Source organism: Enterobacter cloacae complex sp. IR5403 (assembly GCF_049238705.1).
Classification (GTDB): Bacteria; Pseudomonadota; Gammaproteobacteria; order Enterobacterales; family Enterobacteriaceae; genus Enterobacter; species Enterobacter hormaechei_C.
This window is the reverse complement of record NZ_JBMKHP010000013.1, coordinates 102,475-120,863: the sequence shown is the minus strand read 5'-3', so window position 1 is coordinate 120,863 and position 18,389 is coordinate 102,475. Positions and strand designations below refer to the sequence as shown.

Sequence of the window (18,389 nt, the reverse complement as noted above, 5' to 3'; positions counted from 1 at the left end):
GCGCACTAAGACCGCACGAATATAATGGTGGGTTAACGCCAAACGAATCAGAAAACCGATACTGGAAAAACTCTAACGCGGTGGCCAGTTTTTGTTGACCACTTCACTTCATCATCTGCCATCACAGCGAATACTTTCGCCAATTCTCCAGGCTCAAACACCTCATAGCTCACCTTGCTACTTTTGGCCTCCAGCGCATGACCGCGCCAGATGTTTTCCTGTGGTGCATCGTGATATCTGTTACGAGCCAGATCCCAGATTTGAGCCAGTGCGCTGACATAGTTTTGTATGGTCTGTGGTGCTTTCTCCGTCTTGAGCTTATCAAGCCAACCTGTAACGGTGGTCCGGTTAATGTCACGAAGCTGAACATCGCGCTTTTTCAGATGTTCTAAGAGCACTTCTACAGCCTTGTTTGTCTTTGATAGCGTGGTGAGTTTGCGCTTCTCGCTGAACTGGAGAATGTATTGATCCCGCATCCTCAAGAGGGAAGGGCAACTCATTACAGGGGCGCTTAATGGCTCCGGTGCTGCATGTGCATACGTACCAACTTGACGTAGTTCATTGAGGATTTGCTCTACCTTCGAGCCTCGATCACGCTGTGGCTTTATCAGGTTACGAATCTTAAACCACTCCAGAGCAACCGCATCACGAAAGAGACGGGCTTCGCGCACATCGCGTGTGCCTGTGCTCTTCACATAGTTATGTCTTCCTCCGAACAGATGACGCATGTACTTTGGTATGGCGATCCTCACCAGATAGTTTCCGCATGGATCTAAAACTAAGTAACGATCTCGCTTGTAAATCATGTTCACCCCAGCTATTTTGTCAGGGCTTTTGCACATGATTTTGAATAGTGTGAAATGTCGAAGTCTTTACCTGTTTTTCCAGTTGATTCAAAGGATTACAGGAGCTTGTAAGACAAGCGAACGACCGTAGAAATACGTGCCGGTTCGAGTCCGGCCTTCGCACTCATCCTCTAAACACCTCCCTACGATGCCACTCCACAAACCCCTCTCTTGGATAATTCCCTTTCACCATTGGCAACGCAATCTGCTTCCCGGCAAAATCCCAGAAAAGCCGTCCAACAATCCCGCCCCCATTCACCGCCTCAGATACCAGCATCCTCATACTCTCATCCAGTCCAATCGAACCCTTATCAAACGCTTTATGATGAATTGCGCACAGCGCTAGTCCGTTCGGGATCTCGCACGGCCCGCCAAACTGCTTCCACTTGATATGCGCGGCTTCAAGTCCAACGGAGGCGTTATCATGCCGCATATTGAATCCGCAAATTGCGCACTCGTAGTTATACGCACGCAACACTTGCTGGCGGAAAAGCGGATCGCGTACCTTACGGATCTGCTGGATATCAAAGCCCATTTCATCCGCGATCTCTTCCTGAATGCTTTCAGGAAAGTGCGCTTCAAGGATCTGCTGCGCCAGCGAGCCAATCAGATTTTTGTTCTTATTCAGCAACGCAAAGTGTTCTTCATCAAACCCGCCTGCTACGTTATGTTTCACAAGTTCTTTTACTGGTGGCTGTTTGCTACCCGTGGTTGAACAGAACTCAGTATTTTGAAGATCCCAAAACCCATCCCCTTTGAGCCTCCAGAAAGGCATATTCGGATAATGCGCCTTCCGCTGTGGGCCAAAGCGTTCTAACAGGCTAAGTAGCTGCTCATGGACCTCGGTACCATAATCAAACAGTCTCGCATGCCCCTGTTGATAGTTCGCCAGCACGTACAGAAGCAATAAAGGCTTATGCGGCGCACGCTGTTCGCCTTTGCGCCAGATAGTGATGTCGGCAATTGCCTGTTCGAGAGTTTTGCTGGAAGCCATCGCGTTACGGAAGAAGGTAAATAATTGCGATGATGCTCGCAAAACTCAGACCAATCAACCCACAATCAGCAAAAACATGACCTTACCGCACACAACCCTATTTCCTGAATCCCCCTCGCAAATTCCAAATTTACCCCACCCAAAACCGCTGTGTTTATATTCAGCCCTGTATAATAGTCACCAGAAATTACGCCGAACGGCAAAGGAAGTATCAAGGAATATTTAAAGAAGAATTCGCGATATGAAGGTGCTGCAACACCCCCATACCGCTAACCACCAACAACTGAAAAGGAGTTGAAAATGGCTGCGACGAATTTTAAGCCAGAGTTTACTGTTTGCAAAACAGAATCAGATGCTTTCACCGGCATGATTGAAAACCGCGAGCTGGTACGCAAAAACAGCGCCCGCCGTCTTCACGGCAACCAGACCAACGCGGCGCCCGTCCATCCTCGCGCGGAAACGCCGCAGGACAGTGCCGCCTGCTGCGAACTCTATGCCCGCATTGACATGAAATATCTTCTGCTGGGCGGTGACTGGTTAACCCGTGCAGGCTTTATCAACGGTATGCCGGTAAAAATCCGCGCCATGAAAGACTGCATTGTGATTACGCCGCAGCATACAAGAGAATTATGGGGATGTCTGGAAGGTATGAGTGTGGTGAATATCAATAAACAGAAAGTCGCGCAGTGGCTGAAGACGTTTCCGGGTGCGCTGAATGATACGGGTGATGTTCCGGTGATTAAGCGTGGGAGTGGGCAGGCTGTTTAAACTTCAAGCCAGCCTGCACGGGCATGTGAGGACATGCCCGCACTACGCTAAAGTAACTCAATCATGATGTATTTGTTCTTTCACAGCCTTTACCAGCACAGCATGGAGTTCGCCAACGGTTAAATCGCGTATCACCGGTTCAGGAATGCCACGTATCCTGCGAATCAAGCGGCAGATACCAAAGTAATCTATGCCCTCAGTGCTAAAAAGAAACTCGTTTTCAGCGAGGGAAAAAGTTTTCTCATAGCCATCTTCTTCAGTGACGAGCGTAACGCCAAACGCTTCCTCGCAGTCTTCTATCAAGGCATCGCCATCCATGCCGCATATATCGAGGTCGGCTTCGATTAGGGTGTTCTCATCAATGCGCTTGCGATGATGTCCAGAGGACTGACGCACAACCTCAATGACCTGCGAAAGAGTGGGTTGCATTATGTTGAATTCCTTTGGTACAGAAATGACGTAGACATTCATCAGTAGATCGAGTTAACGCCTGGGACTTATTATTGAAGGTCCAAAGAAAATCAAAACAATCCACGCAAACATACCAATGATTTTTAACGGCCAGGGTTCGAATACATCAAAGCACACAATTGTGCCTATAACTAATAGTGGTCCTCCCAATAATTCCAGTATTCCTTCTAAGATAGATAACTTATGAGGCAATACACGATTTAGTAAAACGGCAATGAAATGTGCGCATCCTAAAGTGATGATTATAGCTATAGTGCATTCTTTCCAGTTATCAGTGACGCCCACGCATATGAGGCATAACACAATCACAAAAACACAAAGTAACGTATTCAGCATGGAAATAATAAACTTACTCATAGCAGTTGCCGCGACGTTTAAAATATAAAGAATCTATGAATATAGCGCTCTTAACAGAATGACAAACAACAATAGCTAATAATGCATTTAAGAATTTTTGCGCCTCGCTGATTTCCGTAATAATCAAGTTAGCGGCTTCATGCCAATCCCACGCACTCCACCGCTAAACCTACCTTAACTAAACACCGGCACCCCCAGCCCAACCTTCACCTCCCTCAACGTCTCCTGCGTCACCCCCTGCGCCCGTTCCGTCCCGCGCTTCAGCATCGCCATCAACTCTCCCTTGTCCTGCATGTACATCGCCCTCCGCTCCCGCATCGGCGCAATCAGCTCCTGCAAACACGCCTCCAGCTCGTTCTTACACACCCTGTCGCCCAGCCCGCCCGCCTGATAATGCGCCTTCATCGCCGCCACTTTCTCCTTGTCCGGATGAAACGCGTCGAGGTACGTAAACACCACGTTCCCCTCAATCTGCCCCGGGTCGCTCACCTTCAGGTGGTGCGGGTCGGTGTACATGGCGCTGACCGCACGATGAATCGTCTCTTCGCTGGCCGAAAGGTGCAGCGTGTTGCCCAGCGATTTCGACATCTTGGCACCGCCGTCGATGCCGGGCAGGCGGCTGGTGTCGCTCAGCATCGCCTTGCAGTGGCGCAGCACCGGGGCGGGCAGCAGGCTGTTCATCTTGTGCACAATCTCGTTGGTCTGCTCAATCATCGGCAGCTGGTCGTCGCCGACGGGCACGCACTCGGCCTTGAACGCGGTGATGTCCGCCGCCTGGCTGATGGGGTAGGCCATAAACCCGACCGGCAGCGAGCGGGCGAAGCCTTTCTGCACAATCTCGTTTTTCACCGTCGGGTTACGCTCCACGCGGGCGACGGTGACGATGTTCATATACAGCATCGTCAGCTCTGCAAGGGCGGGCAGGGCGGATTGCAGGCAGATCGTGGTCTGGTTCGGGTCAATGCCCGCGGCGAGGTAGTCGGCCAGCACTTCGGGGATGTTGTCGCGAATTTTTTGCGGGTTGCTGCCGTTGTCGGTTAGCCCCTGAAGGTCAGCAATCAGCACAAACTGGTTGTGCGTCTGCTGAAGCGCCACGCGCTGGCGCAGCGATCCGACGAAATGACCGAGGTGCAGCGGGCCGGTTGGACGATCGCCGGTGAGGATGGTTGGTGCGTTCATAAAGACTCCTTAATGTGCAATTGCCGAAAGGGGTCCTGGATGTGTGAAAGCCGCCTTTCGGCGGCTCTCTGAAAATGGGGAAAACAACTCCGGGCCGCCTTTAAGAAGGCAGCCACCAGCGTTTAATGGTGAGTGCGGCGGAGCGTGTGTTCATCGAATTAACCTATCATGCAACAACGCAGGGGTAAAGCGGCTCAGGCGCCGCTGCTTGAGGCGCGTACCTTCAGCCTGCCCGCCAGCGTCACGTGCGTGGCGGCATCTTCCTGATTGCACAGGTACTCCACCGCCAGCCGTCCCAGCTCGCTGTAAGGCAACTGGATGCTGGTTAGCGGCGGGGTGAGCTGCTCGGAAATCTTCTGGTCGTCGTAGCCCGCCAGCAGCATGTCCTGCGGAATGCGCACGCCGTTCACCGCCAGCGCCTGATAGCAGCCAATCGCCAGCCAGTCGCTGGCGCAGAAGATGGCGTCCGGGCGCTCGGCCAGTTCCAGCAGGGAAGCCGTCGCGGTAAAGGACTCGCTGAACTGCCAGTTGGTCTGGCGCACCAGGCCGTCGTCGCACGCGAGTCCAGCCTGCTGTAACGCCGCCTGGTAGCCCGCCAGACGCTGGCGCGAGGCCTCCATCCAGCTCTCGCCGGTGATGTGGGCGATACGGCTGGCGCCGCAGGCGATGAGGTGTTTAGTGACCTGGAAAGCGTTGGCATAGTCGTCCGGAATAAACGACGGTAGCAGCGGCGAGCCGGGGTCGCGCTGGTTGAGCAGCACCAGCGGGATGCGGGTGCAGTCCTGGAATGCCGTCATATCGACGACGTTCGTGACCGGAGAGGCAAGGATAATCCCGATGCAGTTGCGCTTGTCCAGCTGGCGGATGATGTTCAGGGCCAGCTCCACGTCGTCGCCGTAGTCGTAGACGGTGAGCAGGGTCTCGTTGCGCCACGCCGCTTCCCGCGCCTGGCTGATGGCGTCGATAAACGGGTCGAAGCTCTGCAACGAGCTGACCAGCAGGGCGATCTCCTCCTGGTTGCGCGGAGCGTGAACGGCGGGGAGGCGGTCATAGCCGAGTTCGGTGGCGACGTTGATCACCCGCTGACGGGTGTCGTCGCTGAGCTTGATGTTGCGGGACTGGTTAAGCACCAGCGATACCGTCGCCTGCGACACCCCCGCCGCCCGCGCAATATCGTTCATCGTCACTTTTGTTTTTCGCTTCATCCGTCCTCTCCCTTTCGCGAATTTGCATCATACCCTAACCGCGCGCTTCCGCGCCGTCGATCACGTTTCTCATCCATCGAAGCGTGAACTTTGTGAGAGGCGTCGCTTTTTTGAGCGCCGCGATTTGCGCATTTATCCTGCAACTAATATTTATTAGCTAAATATTATCAGTAAGAGGATGCGTAATGAAAGAGCAGTGGAGCAGGGAGCAGGCACAGGTGTGGTATCAGCAAAAAGGCTGGCTGTGCGGGTTTAACTATCTGCCGTCGACGGCGGTGAACTGGACCGATATCTGGCAGGAGGAAACGTTCGATGCCGACACCATCGAACGCGAGCTGGGCTGGGCGGCGGACGCAGGCTATAACACCCTGCGCATCAACCTGCCGTTCATCGTCTGGGAGCACGACCGCGACGGGCTGATGACGCGCATCGACCGCTTTTTGACGATTGCCGACGGCCACGGGTTCAGCACCATGCTGACCCTGATGGACGACTGCGGCTTCTCCGGCGACGAGCCGTACCTCGGCCCGCAAAAGCCGCCCGTACCGGGCAAGCACAACAGCCAGGCGGCAGCGAGCCCGGGGCGCGATAAGGTGTGCGATCGCGACTGCTGGCCACAGATTGAGCGCTATATACGCGACGTTGTGCGCCAGTTCCGCGAGGATAAGCGCGTATTGCTCTGGGATCTCTACAACGAGCCGGGCAACCGCGGCATTTTCGCGACGGGCACGGAGGAGGTGTTGTACGACGAGAAGCTGGAAACCTGCGCGCATGAGCTGATGAAGCTGGCGTTCCGCTGGGTGCGTGAGGAAGACCCGACCCAGCCGCTCACCGTCTGCGCGTGGCGTCTGCCGGCGGAAGAAGAGGGCGAGACGTTTTACCAGCACCCGCTGGACCAGACCGCGCTGGCGCTGTCAGATGTGGTGAGCTACCACGCCTATACCAATACCGGGCGCATGACGGCGATTATCCAGCAGCTTCAGGCGCTGGGCCGCCCAATCTTCTGCACCGAATGGCTGGCGCGTCACGTGGGCGGCACCATCGAAGAGCAGCTCCCGCTGATGTACATGGCGAAGGTCGCGCCGTATCAGTGGGGGCTGGTGCGCGGCAAAACCCAGACCTGGCTGCCGTGGCCGGTAGTGATGAAGGAGTCCAAGGACTACTGCCGCCTGTGGTTCCACGACGTGTTTGAGGAGAACGGTATCCCGTTCTCACGCGCTGAAATCGCGCTGATGAAGAAGCTGCGCAAAATCGCCCCGAATCCGCAGGGCTAATAATAATGACCCGGCGCGCTGTCGCCGGGCAACCAGGTACGCACTATGGCAATGACAATGAAAATACCGTCTCGCGAGTTGTGGTCTTACTTTGGCTATGGTTTAGGTCAGTGTTTTAGCTTTGGTTTAGTGGGTTCGTTTATTAACTATTTTTACACCGACGTGCTGGGGATCTCGGCGCTGGCGGCAAGTACCATCTTCCTGATTGCCCGTGCGTGGGATGCGGTTCACGATCCGCTGTTTGCCAGCATTATGGACACCATTAACAGCCGGTTCGGTAAGTTTCGCCACTTTTTACTGATCGCCCCGCTGCTGATAACCGGGGTCACCCTGCTGGCGTTCTATAAAATCGAAGCGGACATGACCACCAAAATCCTCTACGCCGGGGTGACGTATATCCTGTGGGGGACGCTGTACGCCATCTCCGATATCCCGTTTTGGTCGATGTCATCGGTGATGACCAACGACTCCGGCCAGCGCACCCGCGCGGTGACGGCGGCGATGCTCGGGGTCAACGCGGGGATTGCCTGCGCCAACATCTTCTTCCCGAAGCTGGCGGCGTTCTTTGCCCAGTACAGCAACGATAAAGGCTACTTTATGGCGGCGCTGGTGATGATGCTGGTGGGCCTGCCGCTGATGCTCAACGGCTTTATGCAGATCAAAGAGCGCGTGCCGCCGAGCCCGGAAAAGGTGACGATGCGCGACACCTTCCACAACCTGCGCCAGAACAAGCCGCTGTTTATTGTCCTGCTATCGTTCTTTTTCTGCGTGTTCCATAACGTGGCGGGCGGTCTCTATATCTACTTCTTTATCAACAACATGGGCGACGGCAGCCTGCAAATGGCAATTGGCGTGATGGGGATAGTGGCGGCGGTGCTGTGCCTGGTCGCCCCGCTGCTGACCCGCCGGATGCAGAAGCGGAAGTTGTTTATGATCCTCTGCGGGCTGGACGTGGCGGTGCGCGTGGTGATGTGGTTCACGGGCTATCAGCACACGGCGCTGCTGTTTATCCTGCTCGGCCTGAGCACGCTGTTCGTGATGATGACCAACATTCTCACCTCGTCGATGATTGCCGACACCATCGAGTACGCGGAGTATCACACCCACAAGCGCTGCGCGGCGATCACCTTCTCCGGGCAGACCTTTACCGGCAAGATGTCGGTGGCGGTGGGCGGCGGGCTCATCGGCGTGTTTCTGACAATGATCGACTATGTGCCGCAGGCACAGTCACAGAGCGACAGCGTGCTGGCGGGGCTGTTCTTCGGGATTTGCCTGCTGCCGGCGATTGGGTCGCTGATCCGCATGGGCTTTATGTCGCGCTTTACCTTTACCGAGGAGAAGCACGCGGAGATTTGTCGGCTGCTGGCGGAGCGTCGGCATCATGTAGAAAATAGCCGTGCAGAGAATGAGCGGCTGGAGCATCCGGCTCCGGCGAACTAAGATAAATGGGCGCCTGTCATGCAGGCGTCCACTTCAGAACTTAATTCACGTCAGTTATCCCACAGCAATCACGCGCTAATTTCAATAATTGCTGAGCGATTGTGACGGCATCTGCTGCTAAATCTACGGTGGCAAAGTGGATTTTATGCCCCTGTACCTCAACGAATTCGTAGAGCATTACATCGACGGCTGGATGAAGTAATAATCCAGCTGAACGGAGAGATAATGGGTCTGTTCGGTTCTCCTGCGTTCGCAGATAGGTATAAATCTGGTAGATATAACCGCTGCGCAAGCTCTTATCGCGATACCAGCCTTTAGTCAGAATGTTATTGAATTTGGTGTCGATGATGACGCGCTGTGCAGGTTGCTTGTGCTCAAGAATAATGTCTGAGTTCATGGTTGGGAAAATACTTTCGCTCCCTGTACTTTGAGACGTTAATCCCCATTTCAACTCTTTTCCGGCAGCGACTGTCCAGTCTTTTTTGGGAAGATGGAAGTGATAGAAACCCGCCATACTTTTCTCGAACAGCTTGCGCATCCAGTAAGGATCATCAGACGGCGTTGGCAACAGTTTATGCCCCGCAGTTTGGGTTGGTAGCCATAATTCAAATGCCAGCTTCGCGGCATCGACCATGGCTTTATCCGCCGCATCGTGGCGGCCAAAACGTGTGATTGACGGCAGTTCACCTTTACTGGGCATACCCCCCTCAATACCACGACGACGCAAATTGATTGCCATTGCGCGACATTGCGCAGCCAGCGGGCCGTTGCTGAGCAGCGGAACAAGGTGCTCTAACGCAGAGCGAACATAGCGATTTCGTGGTGTGTCCAGCGTCATTTCCTGAAACTGGCAGGCTACCTGTGCCCGCTCAAGCAATTGTCGACTGGTTGTGCGCAGAACATCAATGCGTCCCCTTACCCTGTTAAGCGTGGCGCGGCGAGTTTGGTATCCCATACTTAAATGCCTTAACAGCCGCTGCTCCACTTCGTGAAGCAGGATCCTGGCCACCAGCGCCGGGATCTCCTCCGGGTTGTTTTCAGCGGCAACCATGCTGCGCCCGTGGTGGCGAAACAGACTGGAGGCGTACAGCATCAATAGCCAGATATTCCGCAAAGGAATACGCGATACAGCTGCCCGAGCCTGCGTATCGTCACGTTCAGCAAGATCGGTCATACGCTGAGAAGTTCCTTTCTGGAATCCTGGACTTTCTCCGGCGCATCAAACCAGTATTCGGCAAGTAAAGGGCAGATTTCGGTTTCGACAATCTGCTCGTACCAGGCCATCCCGTCGTCAATTTTCAACCCCGCAGGTGGGGTAACATAGCTATGCCCGATACAAAATTGAGGTCCCAGGGCCGCATCCCTGGACAATTTTTCATTTAACGCGGTGAATTTGGATTCGATAAAGGCTAATGTTTCCAGGCTCACATTAAACCGTTGGTTAACCCATTTTTTCCACGCGTCGTTAAACTCGGGCTTTAGATCAATAAACGCAAAGCGGCGCCGTAATGCCAGGTCTAGCAGGGCAAGCGAGCGGTCAGCGATATTCATCGTCCCGATGATATACAGGTTTTCAGGAATGTAGGTTTTTTCATCCATATCAGATCGATATGAGAGCTCAAGCGCCTCGTTCGGCGTACGTTTATCCGCCTCCATCAGCGTCAGCGTTTCGCCAAAAATTTGCGCAGGATTGCCCCGGTTAATCTCCTCAATAATGACCACGTACTTAGTTGTCGGATCGTTTACTGCTTTGTCGATTGCATGGAGAAAAGGCCCGTCTACCAGTGCTAAACGTCCTTCATTGTTAGGACGCCAGCCGCGAATAAAGTCTTCGTAGGAGAGGGTAGGGTGGAACTGCACCGCGCTGATGCGCTTAGAGGTTTCCTCGCCCATCAGACAATACGCCAGACGGCGCGCAAGCCAGGTTTTACCGGTTCCCGGCGGGCCCTGAAGGATCAGGTTTTTTTTGGCCTGTAACCGCTGAAGGATGAATTGGATTTTTTCCTCTTCTAAAAAGCAGCCCTCATCGATCAAATTGCTTATCGCGTAAGGCTTGTGGGGGATTTCTGCGGGCACGTTCTCTTCAACCGTTTCCTCGGTGATGCTCTGCAATTCACCTTTATCGAAGTTGAGGTATTCATAATTGCCGGGGGTCTGAAACTCCAGTTCATCATCGTCACGTAGTTTTTGCAGATAATATGAAATGGATGATTCAATAGTATTGTTATTGGGATAATCCGCCTTAATCTCATCCAGATAGGCCTCTTTTAACTCCCTCAAAGAGAAAAAGGGGCTGTCTTTTCGTAGGCACAGCACCTTGATCTTATTGAGCAAATACGCTTTCCATGTCAGCCGCTCGACTTCATCATTTGACTGTTGCAAATCAATATTCCATGCCGCCAGAGAGAGTTCAGGGAAGGAGTGAACCGGATAGTTTGGCTGGGTAAAAGCCTTTTTGAGCGCCAGGGCTACGGTCTGATAGTTGTGTCCGCTACAGCGCCCTTTGGCACCTTTTTTAATGATTTTAATGTTCAGGACTTTCTGGATGTAGTACTGAGACTGGCTATCCAGCGTAGGGTAGAACCAGGGGCGTAGCCAGTACAATCCCATTGTCAGGTTCCAGCCCACATTGCGCACGTTAGATGCGGCGTCATAAGAAAAGAGGAAGTCAGCGGGATCGGCGTTTGGGGTGTCGGCGAAGGAGATTGCCTGAGAAAACATTTCCCACAGCGTATCGATGTCTTCAGGCTTACGTGATTTCTCATAGCCAAAGAACCATGATTTCTGATTGTTCAGTAGCGGAATACCGTCGAACGATTCAGGAACCTTTTCGCGTACGCCTATCAGTTTTGCCAGGCTGGCTGCGATATTTCTTCGGTTGGTAACGGTAAGCGAGCGATTAAACAAGCCCATAGTGGTGAAAGGACAAATGTCTTTCAAAGGATGGGGGACGCCATTAGCGGGCTTGTCCTGTAGGTGTGACATACTACCAATCTCAGCAGCAATGCGGTGAATACCCGCCACCAACTCCTCTCTTCGATTTCGCCAGGTCAGTAGCTGAGAGGCAAAAGCCTGATAAAAGTCTGCCCATTCGAATCTGACGTCTTGCTCAACTGCGTCCATATGCTCTCCAGTAAAATTACAGGCTTCAGTAACCTGGCGAATGAATTTTACGGGATTGCAAGCCTGAGTGAATAACTACCTAAAACAGTGATCTATAAGGGCATGCCGGATCAACATGCCCCTGGTCGATGTTACATCGACTTCACAAACGCCAGCAGATCTTCGTTGAGCTGATCCTGGTGGGTCAGCGCGAAGCCGTGCGGCGCGTTGTCGTACACTTTCAGCGTGGCGTTTTTGATCATCTCTGCCGCCAGCTTGCCGGTCGTTTCAAACGGCACGACCTGGTCGTTGCTGCCGTGGATCACCAGCGTCGGCACGTCGATTTTCGCCATATCCGGGCGGAAATCGGTCTCGGCGAAGGCGGTTACGCAATCAATGGTGCCCTTCAGGGACGCCAGCAGGGCGATGTTCAGCGTCTGCGTCAGGGCACCGGCAGAAACGGTCTGCCCGGCGTTGGTGCCGTAGAATGGGGTGGCGAAGTCGCTGATGAACTGGGCGCGATCTTTACGCAGTCCGTCACGAATCCCGCTGAACACGCTCTGATCGACCCCTTCCGGGTAGCTTTCGGATTTGCCGAAAATGGGCGTTACCGCGCCCAGCAGGGCAAGACCGGCCACGCGTTCGCTGCCGTAGTTGTTGATGTAACGCGTCACGTCGCCGCCGCCCATGGAGAAGCCCACCAGCGTCACATCGCGCAGATCCAGCGTGGTGATCAGGTCGTTAATGTCGGATGCAAAGGTATCGTAGTCATAGCCGTTCCACGGCTGATCCGAACGCCCAAACCCGCGACGGTCAAAGGCGATGGTGCGGTAGCCGCGCTCGGCCAGGAAGTTCAGCTGGCTGTCCCACATATCCCCGTCCAGCGGCCAGCCGTGGCTGAAGAGAACCGGTTTGCCCGCGCCGCAGTCTTTGTAATAAATCTGCGTACCATCTTTTGCCTTAAACGTTGCCATAGTGTGTTCCTCTACAGGTGATTGTTATGTTCAGACCGGCGCGACCAGATAACGAATTGCCGGTGATGTTGTGCCTTGATGAAAAGCCAGAACGCGGCTCTGCAACAGGAGGTCATTCATGGTGTGGCGCTCCTGCTGGCGCAGATGTTCAATCCAGGAACCCATCAGGAAGGTCTCGATAAACAGACCCGGACGTTCAATATCTTCGTACACCGCCCAGCTCATCGCCCCGGCGCGGCGGCGCACCCGGCGTAGCTCGTGCACGGCCTGCAAAAACGCTTTCGCGTTCTGCGGGTCGATGATGTACTCATGCGAGACCAGCAACGGGCCACGCTCGTTCGGGAGTTCAATCTCCACCCCGTCCAGCGGCTGCCCGCTCAGGTCGAGATTTAAATCCGGATCTTTCTCCAGCTTCCAGCGGAACACCGTCATGCTCGCCAGCACCATCCCCAGCGTGGCGACCACCAGCGAAGCCGGAGTGCCGAACTGTGAGGCGATCTGGCCCCAGACGGCGCTGCCTGCGGTCATCGAACCGAAAAAGACCGTCAGATACACCGCCAGCGCCCGGGCTTTTACCCAGCGTGCGGCGCTGCGCTGCGCGCCAAGGTTGAGGGTGGAGAGCACCGCAATCCACGCGAAGCCGGTAAAGAACTCAAACAAGTTTAGCAGCCAAAAGTGACGTACAAATGCCAGCGCCAGCATGGTGATCGCAAACGTCAGGCTGGCGGCCACCATCAGCCGATCGGCGTTCAGCCGCTGGCGCAGACGCGGCAGCAGGATGGCCCCGGCAATGGCGCCAAGGCCGATACACGCCAGCATCACGCCATAGCCCGCCGGGCCTAAGCCCAGCTCGCGGCGCGCCACCAGCGGCAGCAATGCCCAGCCCGCGCTGCCGAAAACAAAAAAGGCCACGGTGCGCACCAGCACGTTGCGCAGCACCGGCGCGGCGTGCACGTAGCGAATCCCGGAGCGCACCGCAGAGAAGAAGTGCTCCGGTGGCAAACGCTGCACGGACGGTGCCGGACGCCAGCGCCACAGCACCCACGCCACGCCCATCACGGACAGGGCGTTCAGGGCAAACACCATCCACGGTCCGGCAAGCGACAGCAGAAAACCGCCCAGCGCAGGGCCAATTGCCCGGCTGATGTTCACCCCCAGCGAGTTCAGCGCCACGGCGGAACCCAGTTCGGGCTTGCTCACCAGGTCAGGGACAATCGCCTGAAACGGCGGCGAACTCATGGCCGCGCCCACGCTCAGCAGAAACGTCGCCGCCAGCAGAACGGTGGGGGTGACGTGTCCGGTAAAAGAGAGCAGCGTCAGCCCGGCGGCGGCAATGAATACCCACAGCTGGGAGAAGAGCAGGTATTTACGTCGGTCAACGATGTCCGCCATCACCCCGGACGGCAGGGCGAAAAGGAACATCGGCAGGCTGCTCGCCGCCTGCACCAGCGCGATATCCAGCGGATCGGCGCTGAGCGTCAGCATGCTCCAGTTGATACCGACGTCGCTCATCCATGAGCCGACGTTAGAGACCACCGTGGCGATCCACAGCATGCGGAACACCGGCTGGCTCAGCGGCTGCCAGGGTGAAACCGTAGGGGTGGGCGTCGTCTCGACGTGTGCGTCGCGAACGTCGTTTACCTGGGTCATGCGAACCTCTCCGTTGTTTTACGCTGCACTCGCCACTGGCCAGGCCCGGTAAGGGCGAGGGTGGTGAAGATAATCAGCAGCAGCCAGCCAAACTGCCCCTCGGCAATCGACCAGTTCGGATGAACCGCCAGCATCGCCACCAGCAGCACGGCGATAATCGGCAGGCACGCCAGGCGGGTGTAAACCCCCGCAATGATAAACAGCGGGCAGATCACCTCGGCGACGATCGCCGGGATCAGGCTGGCATACGGCCCAAAACCAAACGGATCTTCAATGCGCGTCAGCTCTTCGCTGAAGTGCAGCACCTTCGGCAGGCCGTGCACGTAAAGCAGCAGCAGACTGCCGGTCAGGCGCAGAAAGAACAGCCCCGGATCGATCCGGGGCGAAGCGTCATTTTGTTTCATCAGAATGCAAAGCAGCTGCAACCCAGCGCCCCCCAGAAAGCGTTATCGTCGGATACCGGCATCGCTGACGTACGGGCGAAATCATGCTGGTGGCTGTGAACCCCGCACGGGCCGCTACAGTGGTGAGCCACACTCATACCCACGCGTGCGGCCTGCGGCGGCGCGCTGCGGTAGTGGCCCGGCACCTTCACCACCGGGGACCACTCGGGCAGGACCGGAATGGCGGGCGGCGCGAGTGGGCCAAAAGCGCCTGCGGCATAGACGATATCGCCGTTCACCACGGTGAGGACGGACTCGATGCCCTTGATCTCCTCCTCCGGCACGCGGAAGTAATCTTTGCTGAGCACCGCCAGATCCGCGAGCTGGCCAGCTTTGATCTGCCCCTTCTGGTTCTGCTCGCTGGAGAACCACGCGCTGCCCTGGGTCCAGAGCATCAGGGCGGTATCGCGATCCAGACGGGCGCTGTGATCGTACATCTGCATCCCGCCAACGGTGCGGCCGGAGACCAGCCAGTAGAGCGCGGTCCATGGGTTATAGCTCGCCACGCGGGTGGCGTCCGTTCCCAGGCCCACCGGCACGCCGGTCTCGAGCATTTTTGCCACCGGCGGCGTGTGGCGGGTGGCTTCGATGCCGTAGCGCTCGGCAAAGTACTCGCCCTGGAAGGCCATGCGGTGCTGGACGGCAATGCCGCCGCCGAGTGCTTTGATGCGGTCAATGTTGGCCTGCGACACGGTTTCGGCGTGGTCGAAGAACCAGTGCAGCCCGTTGAACGGAATGTCACGGTTCACCTTCTCGAACACGTCCAGCATGCGGCTGATGGATTCGTTGTAAGTGGCGTGCAGGCGGAACGGCCAGCGGTGCTCCACCAGATGGCGCACCACGCGCTCCAGTTCGTCTTCCATACCCGGCGCGAGGTCCGGACGCGGCTCGAGGAAGTCTTCAAAATCGGCGGCGGAGAAAACCAGCATCTCGCCCGCGCCGTTGTGGCGGAAGAAGTCGCTGCCCTGGCCCGGCGTAAGCATGTCGGTCCATTTTTCAAAGTCTTCCAGCTCGTGGCCCGGACGCTGGGTAAACAGGTTGTAGGCGATGCGGATGGTCATCTGCTTTTTCTCGTGCAGCTCGGCAATCACCTCGTAATCTTCCGGGTAGTTCTGGAAGCCGCCGCCTGCGTCGATGGCGCTGGTCAGCCCCAGACGGTTCAGCTCGCGCATGAACTGGCGCGTGGAGTTGACCTGCTGCTCCAGCGGCAGCTTCGGCCCTTTCGCCAGCGTGGCGTACAAAATCATGGCGTTCGGACGGGCAATCAGCATCCCGGTCGGGTTGCCGTTGGCGTCGCGCTGGATCTCCCCGCCCGGCGGATTCGGCGTGTCTTTGGTGTAGCCGACCACCTTCAGCGCGGCGCGGTTGAGCAGGGCGCGGTCGTACAGGTGGAGGATGAAGACCGGCGTATCCGGCGCGGCGTCGTTAATTTCGTCGAGGGTCGGCATGCGGCGCTCGGCGAACTGGAACTCGCTCCAGCCGCCCACCACGCGCACCCACTGGGGCGACGGCGTGCGCAGGGCCTGCTCTTTCAGCATCCGCAGGGCGTCGGCGAGCGACGGCACGCCTTCCCAGCGCAGCTCAAGATTGTAGTTCAGCCCGCCGCGAATGAGGTGCAGGTGCGAGTCGTTCAGGCCGGGGATGGCGGTGTGGCCTTTTAAGTCCACCACCTTAGTGCCGTCGCAGTGGTGTTGCATCACCTCGGCGACGGTACCCACTTCCAGAAATTTCCCGTCGCGCACGGCAACGGCTTCCGCGACAGGATTCTCGCGATCGACGGTGTGAAACTGGCCGTTAACCAGAATGAGATCGGCTTTACCGAGGGTAACCATAATAGCTCCAGACTCAGAGGGGAATGGTCAGGATTATGGGAACCGGTTTCGGTAAAGATCCAGTTATACAATAGGATAGGTATACCAAAGTATAACTATACCTAAGGTTAACTATACGAAGAGATAATTACACCACGGCGGTGTGGGTCATAGGATGAACGCGATTTTATCGGCGTGCTGTTCGCGGCGATTTTAACCTTTAACCTCACTGGATACTCTTATGACCACTTCTAAGCTCGAAGTCTTAACCCCTGCCAACTGTCAGATCATCTTCATTGACCACCAGCCGCAGATGGCGTTCGGCGTGCAGTCTATTGACCGCCAGGTGCTGAAAAACAACACCGTGGCGCTGGCGAAAGCGGCTAAGGTGTTCAACATCCCAACCATCATCACCACCGTTGAGACCGAAAGCTTCTCCGGCAATACCTATCCGGAGCTGCTGGACGTGTTCCCGGGCCAGGACATTCTGGAGCGTACCTCCATGAACTCCTGGGACGACCAGAAGGTGCGCGACGCGCTGAAGGCCAACGGCAAGAAGAAGGTGGTTGTCGCGGGCCTGTGGACCGAAGTGTGCAATAACAGCTTTGCCCTGTGCGCGATGCTGGAAGGCGACTACGAAATTTATATGGTGGCAGACGCCTCCGGCGGCACCTCCAAAGAAGCCCATGACTTCGCGATGCAGCGCATGATCCAGGCGGGCGTGATCCCGGTGACCTGGCAGCAGGTGATGCTGGAGTGGCAGCGTGACTGGGCGCGCAAAGAGACCTACACCGCGGTGATGGATATCGTGCGCGAGCACTCCGGCGCCTACGGAATGGGTGTGGATTACGCCTACACCATGGTGCACAAAGCGCCGTCTCGTCAGAAGAGCGAGCACCGCACCTTAGCGCCGGTTCCGGCTCGCTAAGTTCCGCTGGCGGGCTGGTCCCTCATCCGGCTCGCCGCTGCCTTTTTCTCTGGAGTTCACAATGAGTACAGGGTTGATATCCCTCGCGGCAGGCGTGTTGATTGGCCTGATGTATGCCGTGCTGAAGGTGCGTTCCCCCGCGCCGCCCGCGCTGGCGCTGATTGGCCTGCTGGGGATGCTGGCGGGGGAACAGGCGATGCGTCATCTTTTATCCCGCGATAATCCCGCGGGCGTGCAGGTGACGGTTCCCCACGTTCAGCACCTGACCGGAGCGTCATCATGAAGGCCTGGATTATTTCGCTGGTGTGCGGGGTCGCGGCTGGGGTACTTTACGCCCTGCTCGACGTGCATTCCCCGGCGCCGCCGGTCGTCGCGCTGCTTGGCCTGTTCGGCATGCTGGTGGGTGAACAGCTAATCCCCATCGGACGGCGTCTGGTGAGCCGCGAACCGTTAACCCTGGCCTGGTTTCGTCATGAATGCGTACCGAAGATCAGCGGTACCGCGCCCCCAGCGCCCGCGAAGGAAAGCCGCGACGCGTAACGATTTGTTTGAGGAAAGACAGCATGACGCTGCCGTGGCGCATTGCCATCATTGATGACGAACGCTCTGTTCGCAGCGGGCTCAGTAACCTGCTGCAATCGGAAGGGTATGCTACCGATACCTTCGATTCGGCAGAGGTGTTTTTGAGCCACCCTCTCGCCCTGTCCGGCGCGTCGCTGGTGATCACCGACATCAAGCTACGCGGCATGAACGGCATCGAGCTGTTTGAGAAGCTGCGGTTGCTGGCCACGCCGCCACCGCCAATACTGTTTATCTCCGGTCATGCTGATGAAAATATGCAGCGGTATGCACTCAGTCTGGGCGCCGCTGCATTTTTGCGTAAGCCGATTAACATCGATATTCTGCTGGATCATATTCAGCGGGAGCTGACCCGCCGACAATAAGGAT

Annotated in this window: 17 protein-coding genes and 1 pseudogene; 7 read left to right on the top strand and 11 right to left on the bottom strand. The window is 56.3% G+C overall.

Features of this window, described 5'->3' with window-relative positions:
- Nucleotides 1–83: 83 nt before the first annotated feature.
- Nucleotides 84–806: pseudogene (locus ACOTW6_RS17135) on the bottom strand (DUF6538 domain-containing protein); the annotation flags it as partial.
- A gap of 163 nt (nt 807–969) precedes the next feature.
- Complete coding sequence (locus ACOTW6_RS17130) at nt 970–1,839, bottom strand: phosphorothioated DNA-binding restriction endonuclease (RefSeq protein ID WP_059295022.1); 870 nt, start codon at nt 1,837–1,839, stop codon at nt 970–972.
- Nucleotides 1,840–2,139: 300 nt separating this feature from the next.
- On the opposite strand from ACOTW6_RS17130, the gene ACOTW6_RS17125 reads away from it, so the two are divergent.
- Nucleotides 2,140–2,607, top strand: coding sequence for a SymE family type I addiction module toxin (locus tag ACOTW6_RS17125; protein WP_213789091.1), 468 nt, complete (start codon nt 2,140–2,142; stop codon nt 2,605–2,607).
- Nucleotides 2,608–2,664: 57 nt separating this feature from the next.
- Here the strand turns inward: ACOTW6_RS17125 and ACOTW6_RS17120 are convergent, their stop codons facing one another.
- The 3 genes from ACOTW6_RS17120 to ACOTW6_RS17110 form a co-directional block, all read right to left on the bottom strand.
- Complete coding sequence (locus ACOTW6_RS17120) at nt 2,665–3,036, bottom strand: hypothetical protein (RefSeq protein WP_213789094.1); 372 nt, start codon at nt 3,034–3,036, stop codon at nt 2,665–2,667.
- 573 nt (nt 3,037–3,609) lie between these two features.
- A complete protein-coding gene (gene trpS / locus ACOTW6_RS17115) occupies nt 3,610–4,614 on the bottom strand; it encodes a tryptophan--tRNA ligase (protein WP_213789090.1) in 1,005 nt (334 codons plus the stop codon).
- A 194-nt stretch (nt 4,615–4,808) separates the two neighbouring features.
- Nucleotides 4,809–5,819, bottom strand: a complete 1,011-nt coding sequence (locus ACOTW6_RS17110; protein WP_062939335.1) for a LacI family DNA-binding transcriptional regulator — start codon at nt 5,817–5,819, stop codon at nt 4,809–4,811.
- 185 nt (nt 5,820–6,004) lie between these two features.
- On the opposite strand from ACOTW6_RS17110, the gene ACOTW6_RS17105 reads away from it, so the two are divergent.
- Nucleotides 6,005–7,093, top strand: a complete 1,089-nt coding sequence (locus tag ACOTW6_RS17105) for a cellulase family glycosylhydrolase (RefSeq protein WP_213789089.1) — start codon at nt 6,005–6,007, stop codon at nt 7,091–7,093.
- Between the two features lie 45 nt (nt 7,094–7,138).
- Nucleotides 7,139–8,533 (top strand): MFS transporter, encoded by a 1,395-nt coding sequence (locus tag ACOTW6_RS17100; RefSeq protein WP_213789088.1) that lies wholly within the window; start codon nt 7,139–7,141, stop codon nt 8,531–8,533.
- A 40-nt stretch (nt 8,534–8,573) separates the two neighbouring features.
- Here the strand turns inward: ACOTW6_RS17100 and mcrC are convergent, their stop codons facing one another.
- The 6 genes from mcrC to ACOTW6_RS17070 all read right to left on the bottom strand — a co-directional run bounded on the left by mcrC (nt 8,574) and on the right by ACOTW6_RS17070 (nt 16,534).
- Nucleotides 8,574–9,707 carry a 5-methylcytosine-specific restriction endonuclease system specificity protein McrC gene (mcrC, locus tag ACOTW6_RS17095; RefSeq protein WP_213789087.1) on the bottom strand — a complete coding sequence of 378 codons (1,134 nt, stop codon included), beginning with the start codon at nt 9,705–9,707 and terminating at the stop codon, nt 8,574–8,576.
- Entirely contained in the window at nt 9,704–11,656 is a 1,953-nt protein-coding gene (locus ACOTW6_RS17090; protein WP_213789086.1) for an AAA family ATPase, read from the bottom strand. Before ACOTW6_RS17090 ends, mcrC begins: the two co-directional genes overlap by 4 nt.
- A gap of 131 nt (nt 11,657–11,787) precedes the next feature.
- Nucleotides 11,788–12,609 carry an alpha/beta fold hydrolase gene (locus ACOTW6_RS17085; RefSeq protein WP_213789085.1) on the bottom strand — a complete coding sequence of 274 codons (822 nt, stop codon included), beginning with the start codon at nt 12,607–12,609 and terminating at the stop codon, nt 11,788–11,790.
- A gap of 30 nt (nt 12,610–12,639) precedes the next feature.
- Nucleotides 12,640–14,259: an MFS transporter gene (locus ACOTW6_RS17080; RefSeq protein ID WP_213789084.1), complete on the bottom strand. Its 1,620-nt coding sequence runs from the start codon at nt 14,257–14,259 to the stop codon at nt 12,640–12,642.
- Nucleotides 14,256–14,663: a DoxX family protein gene (locus ACOTW6_RS17075; RefSeq protein ID WP_017383877.1), complete on the bottom strand. Its 408-nt coding sequence runs from the start codon at nt 14,661–14,663 to the stop codon at nt 14,256–14,258. Before ACOTW6_RS17075 ends, ACOTW6_RS17080 begins: the two co-directional genes overlap by 4 nt.
- A complete protein-coding gene (locus tag ACOTW6_RS17070) occupies nt 14,663–16,534 on the bottom strand; it encodes an amidohydrolase (RefSeq protein ID WP_047052562.1) in 1,872 nt (623 codons plus the stop codon). The genes ACOTW6_RS17075 and ACOTW6_RS17070 overlap by 1 nt, the downstream gene beginning before the upstream one ends.
- A gap of 220 nt (nt 16,535–16,754) precedes the next feature.
- Here ACOTW6_RS17070 and ACOTW6_RS17065 point away from each other — a divergent pair, with 220 nt between their 5' ends.
- The 4 genes from ACOTW6_RS17065 (at nt 16,755) to ACOTW6_RS17050 (ending at nt 18,385) form a co-directional block, all read left to right on the top strand.
- A complete protein-coding gene (locus ACOTW6_RS17065) occupies nt 16,755–17,441 on the top strand; it encodes a hydrolase (protein ID WP_003863053.1) in 687 nt (228 codons plus the stop codon).
- Between the two features lie 61 nt (nt 17,442–17,502).
- Nucleotides 17,503–17,724: a DUF1427 family protein gene (locus ACOTW6_RS17060; RefSeq protein ID WP_022646923.1), complete on the top strand. Its 222-nt coding sequence runs from the start codon at nt 17,503–17,505 to the stop codon at nt 17,722–17,724.
- Complete coding sequence (locus ACOTW6_RS17055; RefSeq protein ID WP_003863056.1) at nt 17,721–17,981, top strand: XapX domain-containing protein; 261 nt, start codon at nt 17,721–17,723, stop codon at nt 17,979–17,981. The genes ACOTW6_RS17060 and ACOTW6_RS17055 overlap by 4 nt, the downstream gene beginning before the upstream one ends.
- A gap of 23 nt (nt 17,982–18,004) precedes the next feature.
- Nucleotides 18,005–18,385 carry a response regulator transcription factor gene (locus ACOTW6_RS17050; RefSeq protein ID WP_006810275.1) on the top strand — a complete coding sequence of 127 codons (381 nt, stop codon included), beginning with the start codon at nt 18,005–18,007 and terminating at the stop codon, nt 18,383–18,385.
- The last annotated feature ends 4 nt before the right edge of the window (nt 18,386–18,389 follow it).

Bases quoted from the DNA above. Each gene is read 5' to 3' on its own strand.
- ACOTW6_RS17130 (WP_059295022.1), bottom strand. From the start codon at position 1,839: ATGGCTTCCAGCAAAACTCTCGAACAGGCAATTGCCGACATCACTATC.
- ACOTW6_RS17125 (WP_213789091.1), top strand. From the start codon at position 2,140: ATGGCTGCGACGAATTTTAAGCCAGAGTTTACTGTTTGCAAAACAGAA.
- ACOTW6_RS17120 (WP_213789094.1), bottom strand. From the start codon at position 3,036: ATGCAACCCACTCTTTCGCAGGTCATTGAGGTTGTGCGTCAGTCCTCT.
- trpS (WP_213789090.1), bottom strand. From the start codon at position 4,614: ATGAACGCACCAACCATCCTCACCGGCGATCGTCCAACCGGCCCGCTG.
- ACOTW6_RS17110 (WP_062939335.1), bottom strand. From the start codon at position 5,819: ATGAAGCGAAAAACAAAAGTGACGATGAACGATATTGCGCGGGCGGCG.
- ACOTW6_RS17105 (WP_213789089.1), top strand. From the start codon at position 6,005: ATGAAAGAGCAGTGGAGCAGGGAGCAGGCACAGGTGTGGTATCAGCAA.
- ACOTW6_RS17100 (WP_213789088.1), top strand. From the start codon at position 7,139: ATGGCAATGACAATGAAAATACCGTCTCGCGAGTTGTGGTCTTACTTT.
- mcrC (WP_213789087.1), bottom strand. From the start codon at position 9,707: ATGACCGATCTTGCTGAACGTGACGATACGCAGGCTCGGGCAGCTGTA.
- ACOTW6_RS17090 (WP_213789086.1), bottom strand. From the start codon at position 11,656: ATGGACGCAGTTGAGCAAGACGTCAGATTCGAATGGGCAGACTTTTAT.
- ACOTW6_RS17085 (WP_213789085.1), bottom strand. From the start codon at position 12,609: ATGGCAACGTTTAAGGCAAAAGATGGTACGCAGATTTATTACAAAGAC.
- ACOTW6_RS17080 (WP_213789084.1), bottom strand. From the start codon at position 14,259: ATGACCCAGGTAAACGACGTTCGCGACGCACACGTCGAGACGACGCCC.
- ACOTW6_RS17075 (WP_017383877.1), bottom strand. From the start codon at position 14,663: ATGAAACAAAATGACGCTTCGCCCCGGATCGATCCGGGGCTGTTCTTT.
- ACOTW6_RS17070 (WP_047052562.1), bottom strand. From the start codon at position 16,534: ATGGTTACCCTCGGTAAAGCCGATCTCATTCTGGTTAACGGCCAGTTT.
- ACOTW6_RS17065 (WP_003863053.1), top strand. From the start codon at position 16,755: ATGACCACTTCTAAGCTCGAAGTCTTAACCCCTGCCAACTGTCAGATC.
- ACOTW6_RS17060 (WP_022646923.1), top strand. From the start codon at position 17,503: ATGAGTACAGGGTTGATATCCCTCGCGGCAGGCGTGTTGATTGGCCTG.
- ACOTW6_RS17055 (WP_003863056.1), top strand. From the start codon at position 17,721: ATGAAGGCCTGGATTATTTCGCTGGTGTGCGGGGTCGCGGCTGGGGTA.
- ACOTW6_RS17050 (WP_006810275.1), top strand. From the start codon at position 18,005: ATGACGCTGCCGTGGCGCATTGCCATCATTGATGACGAACGCTCTGTT.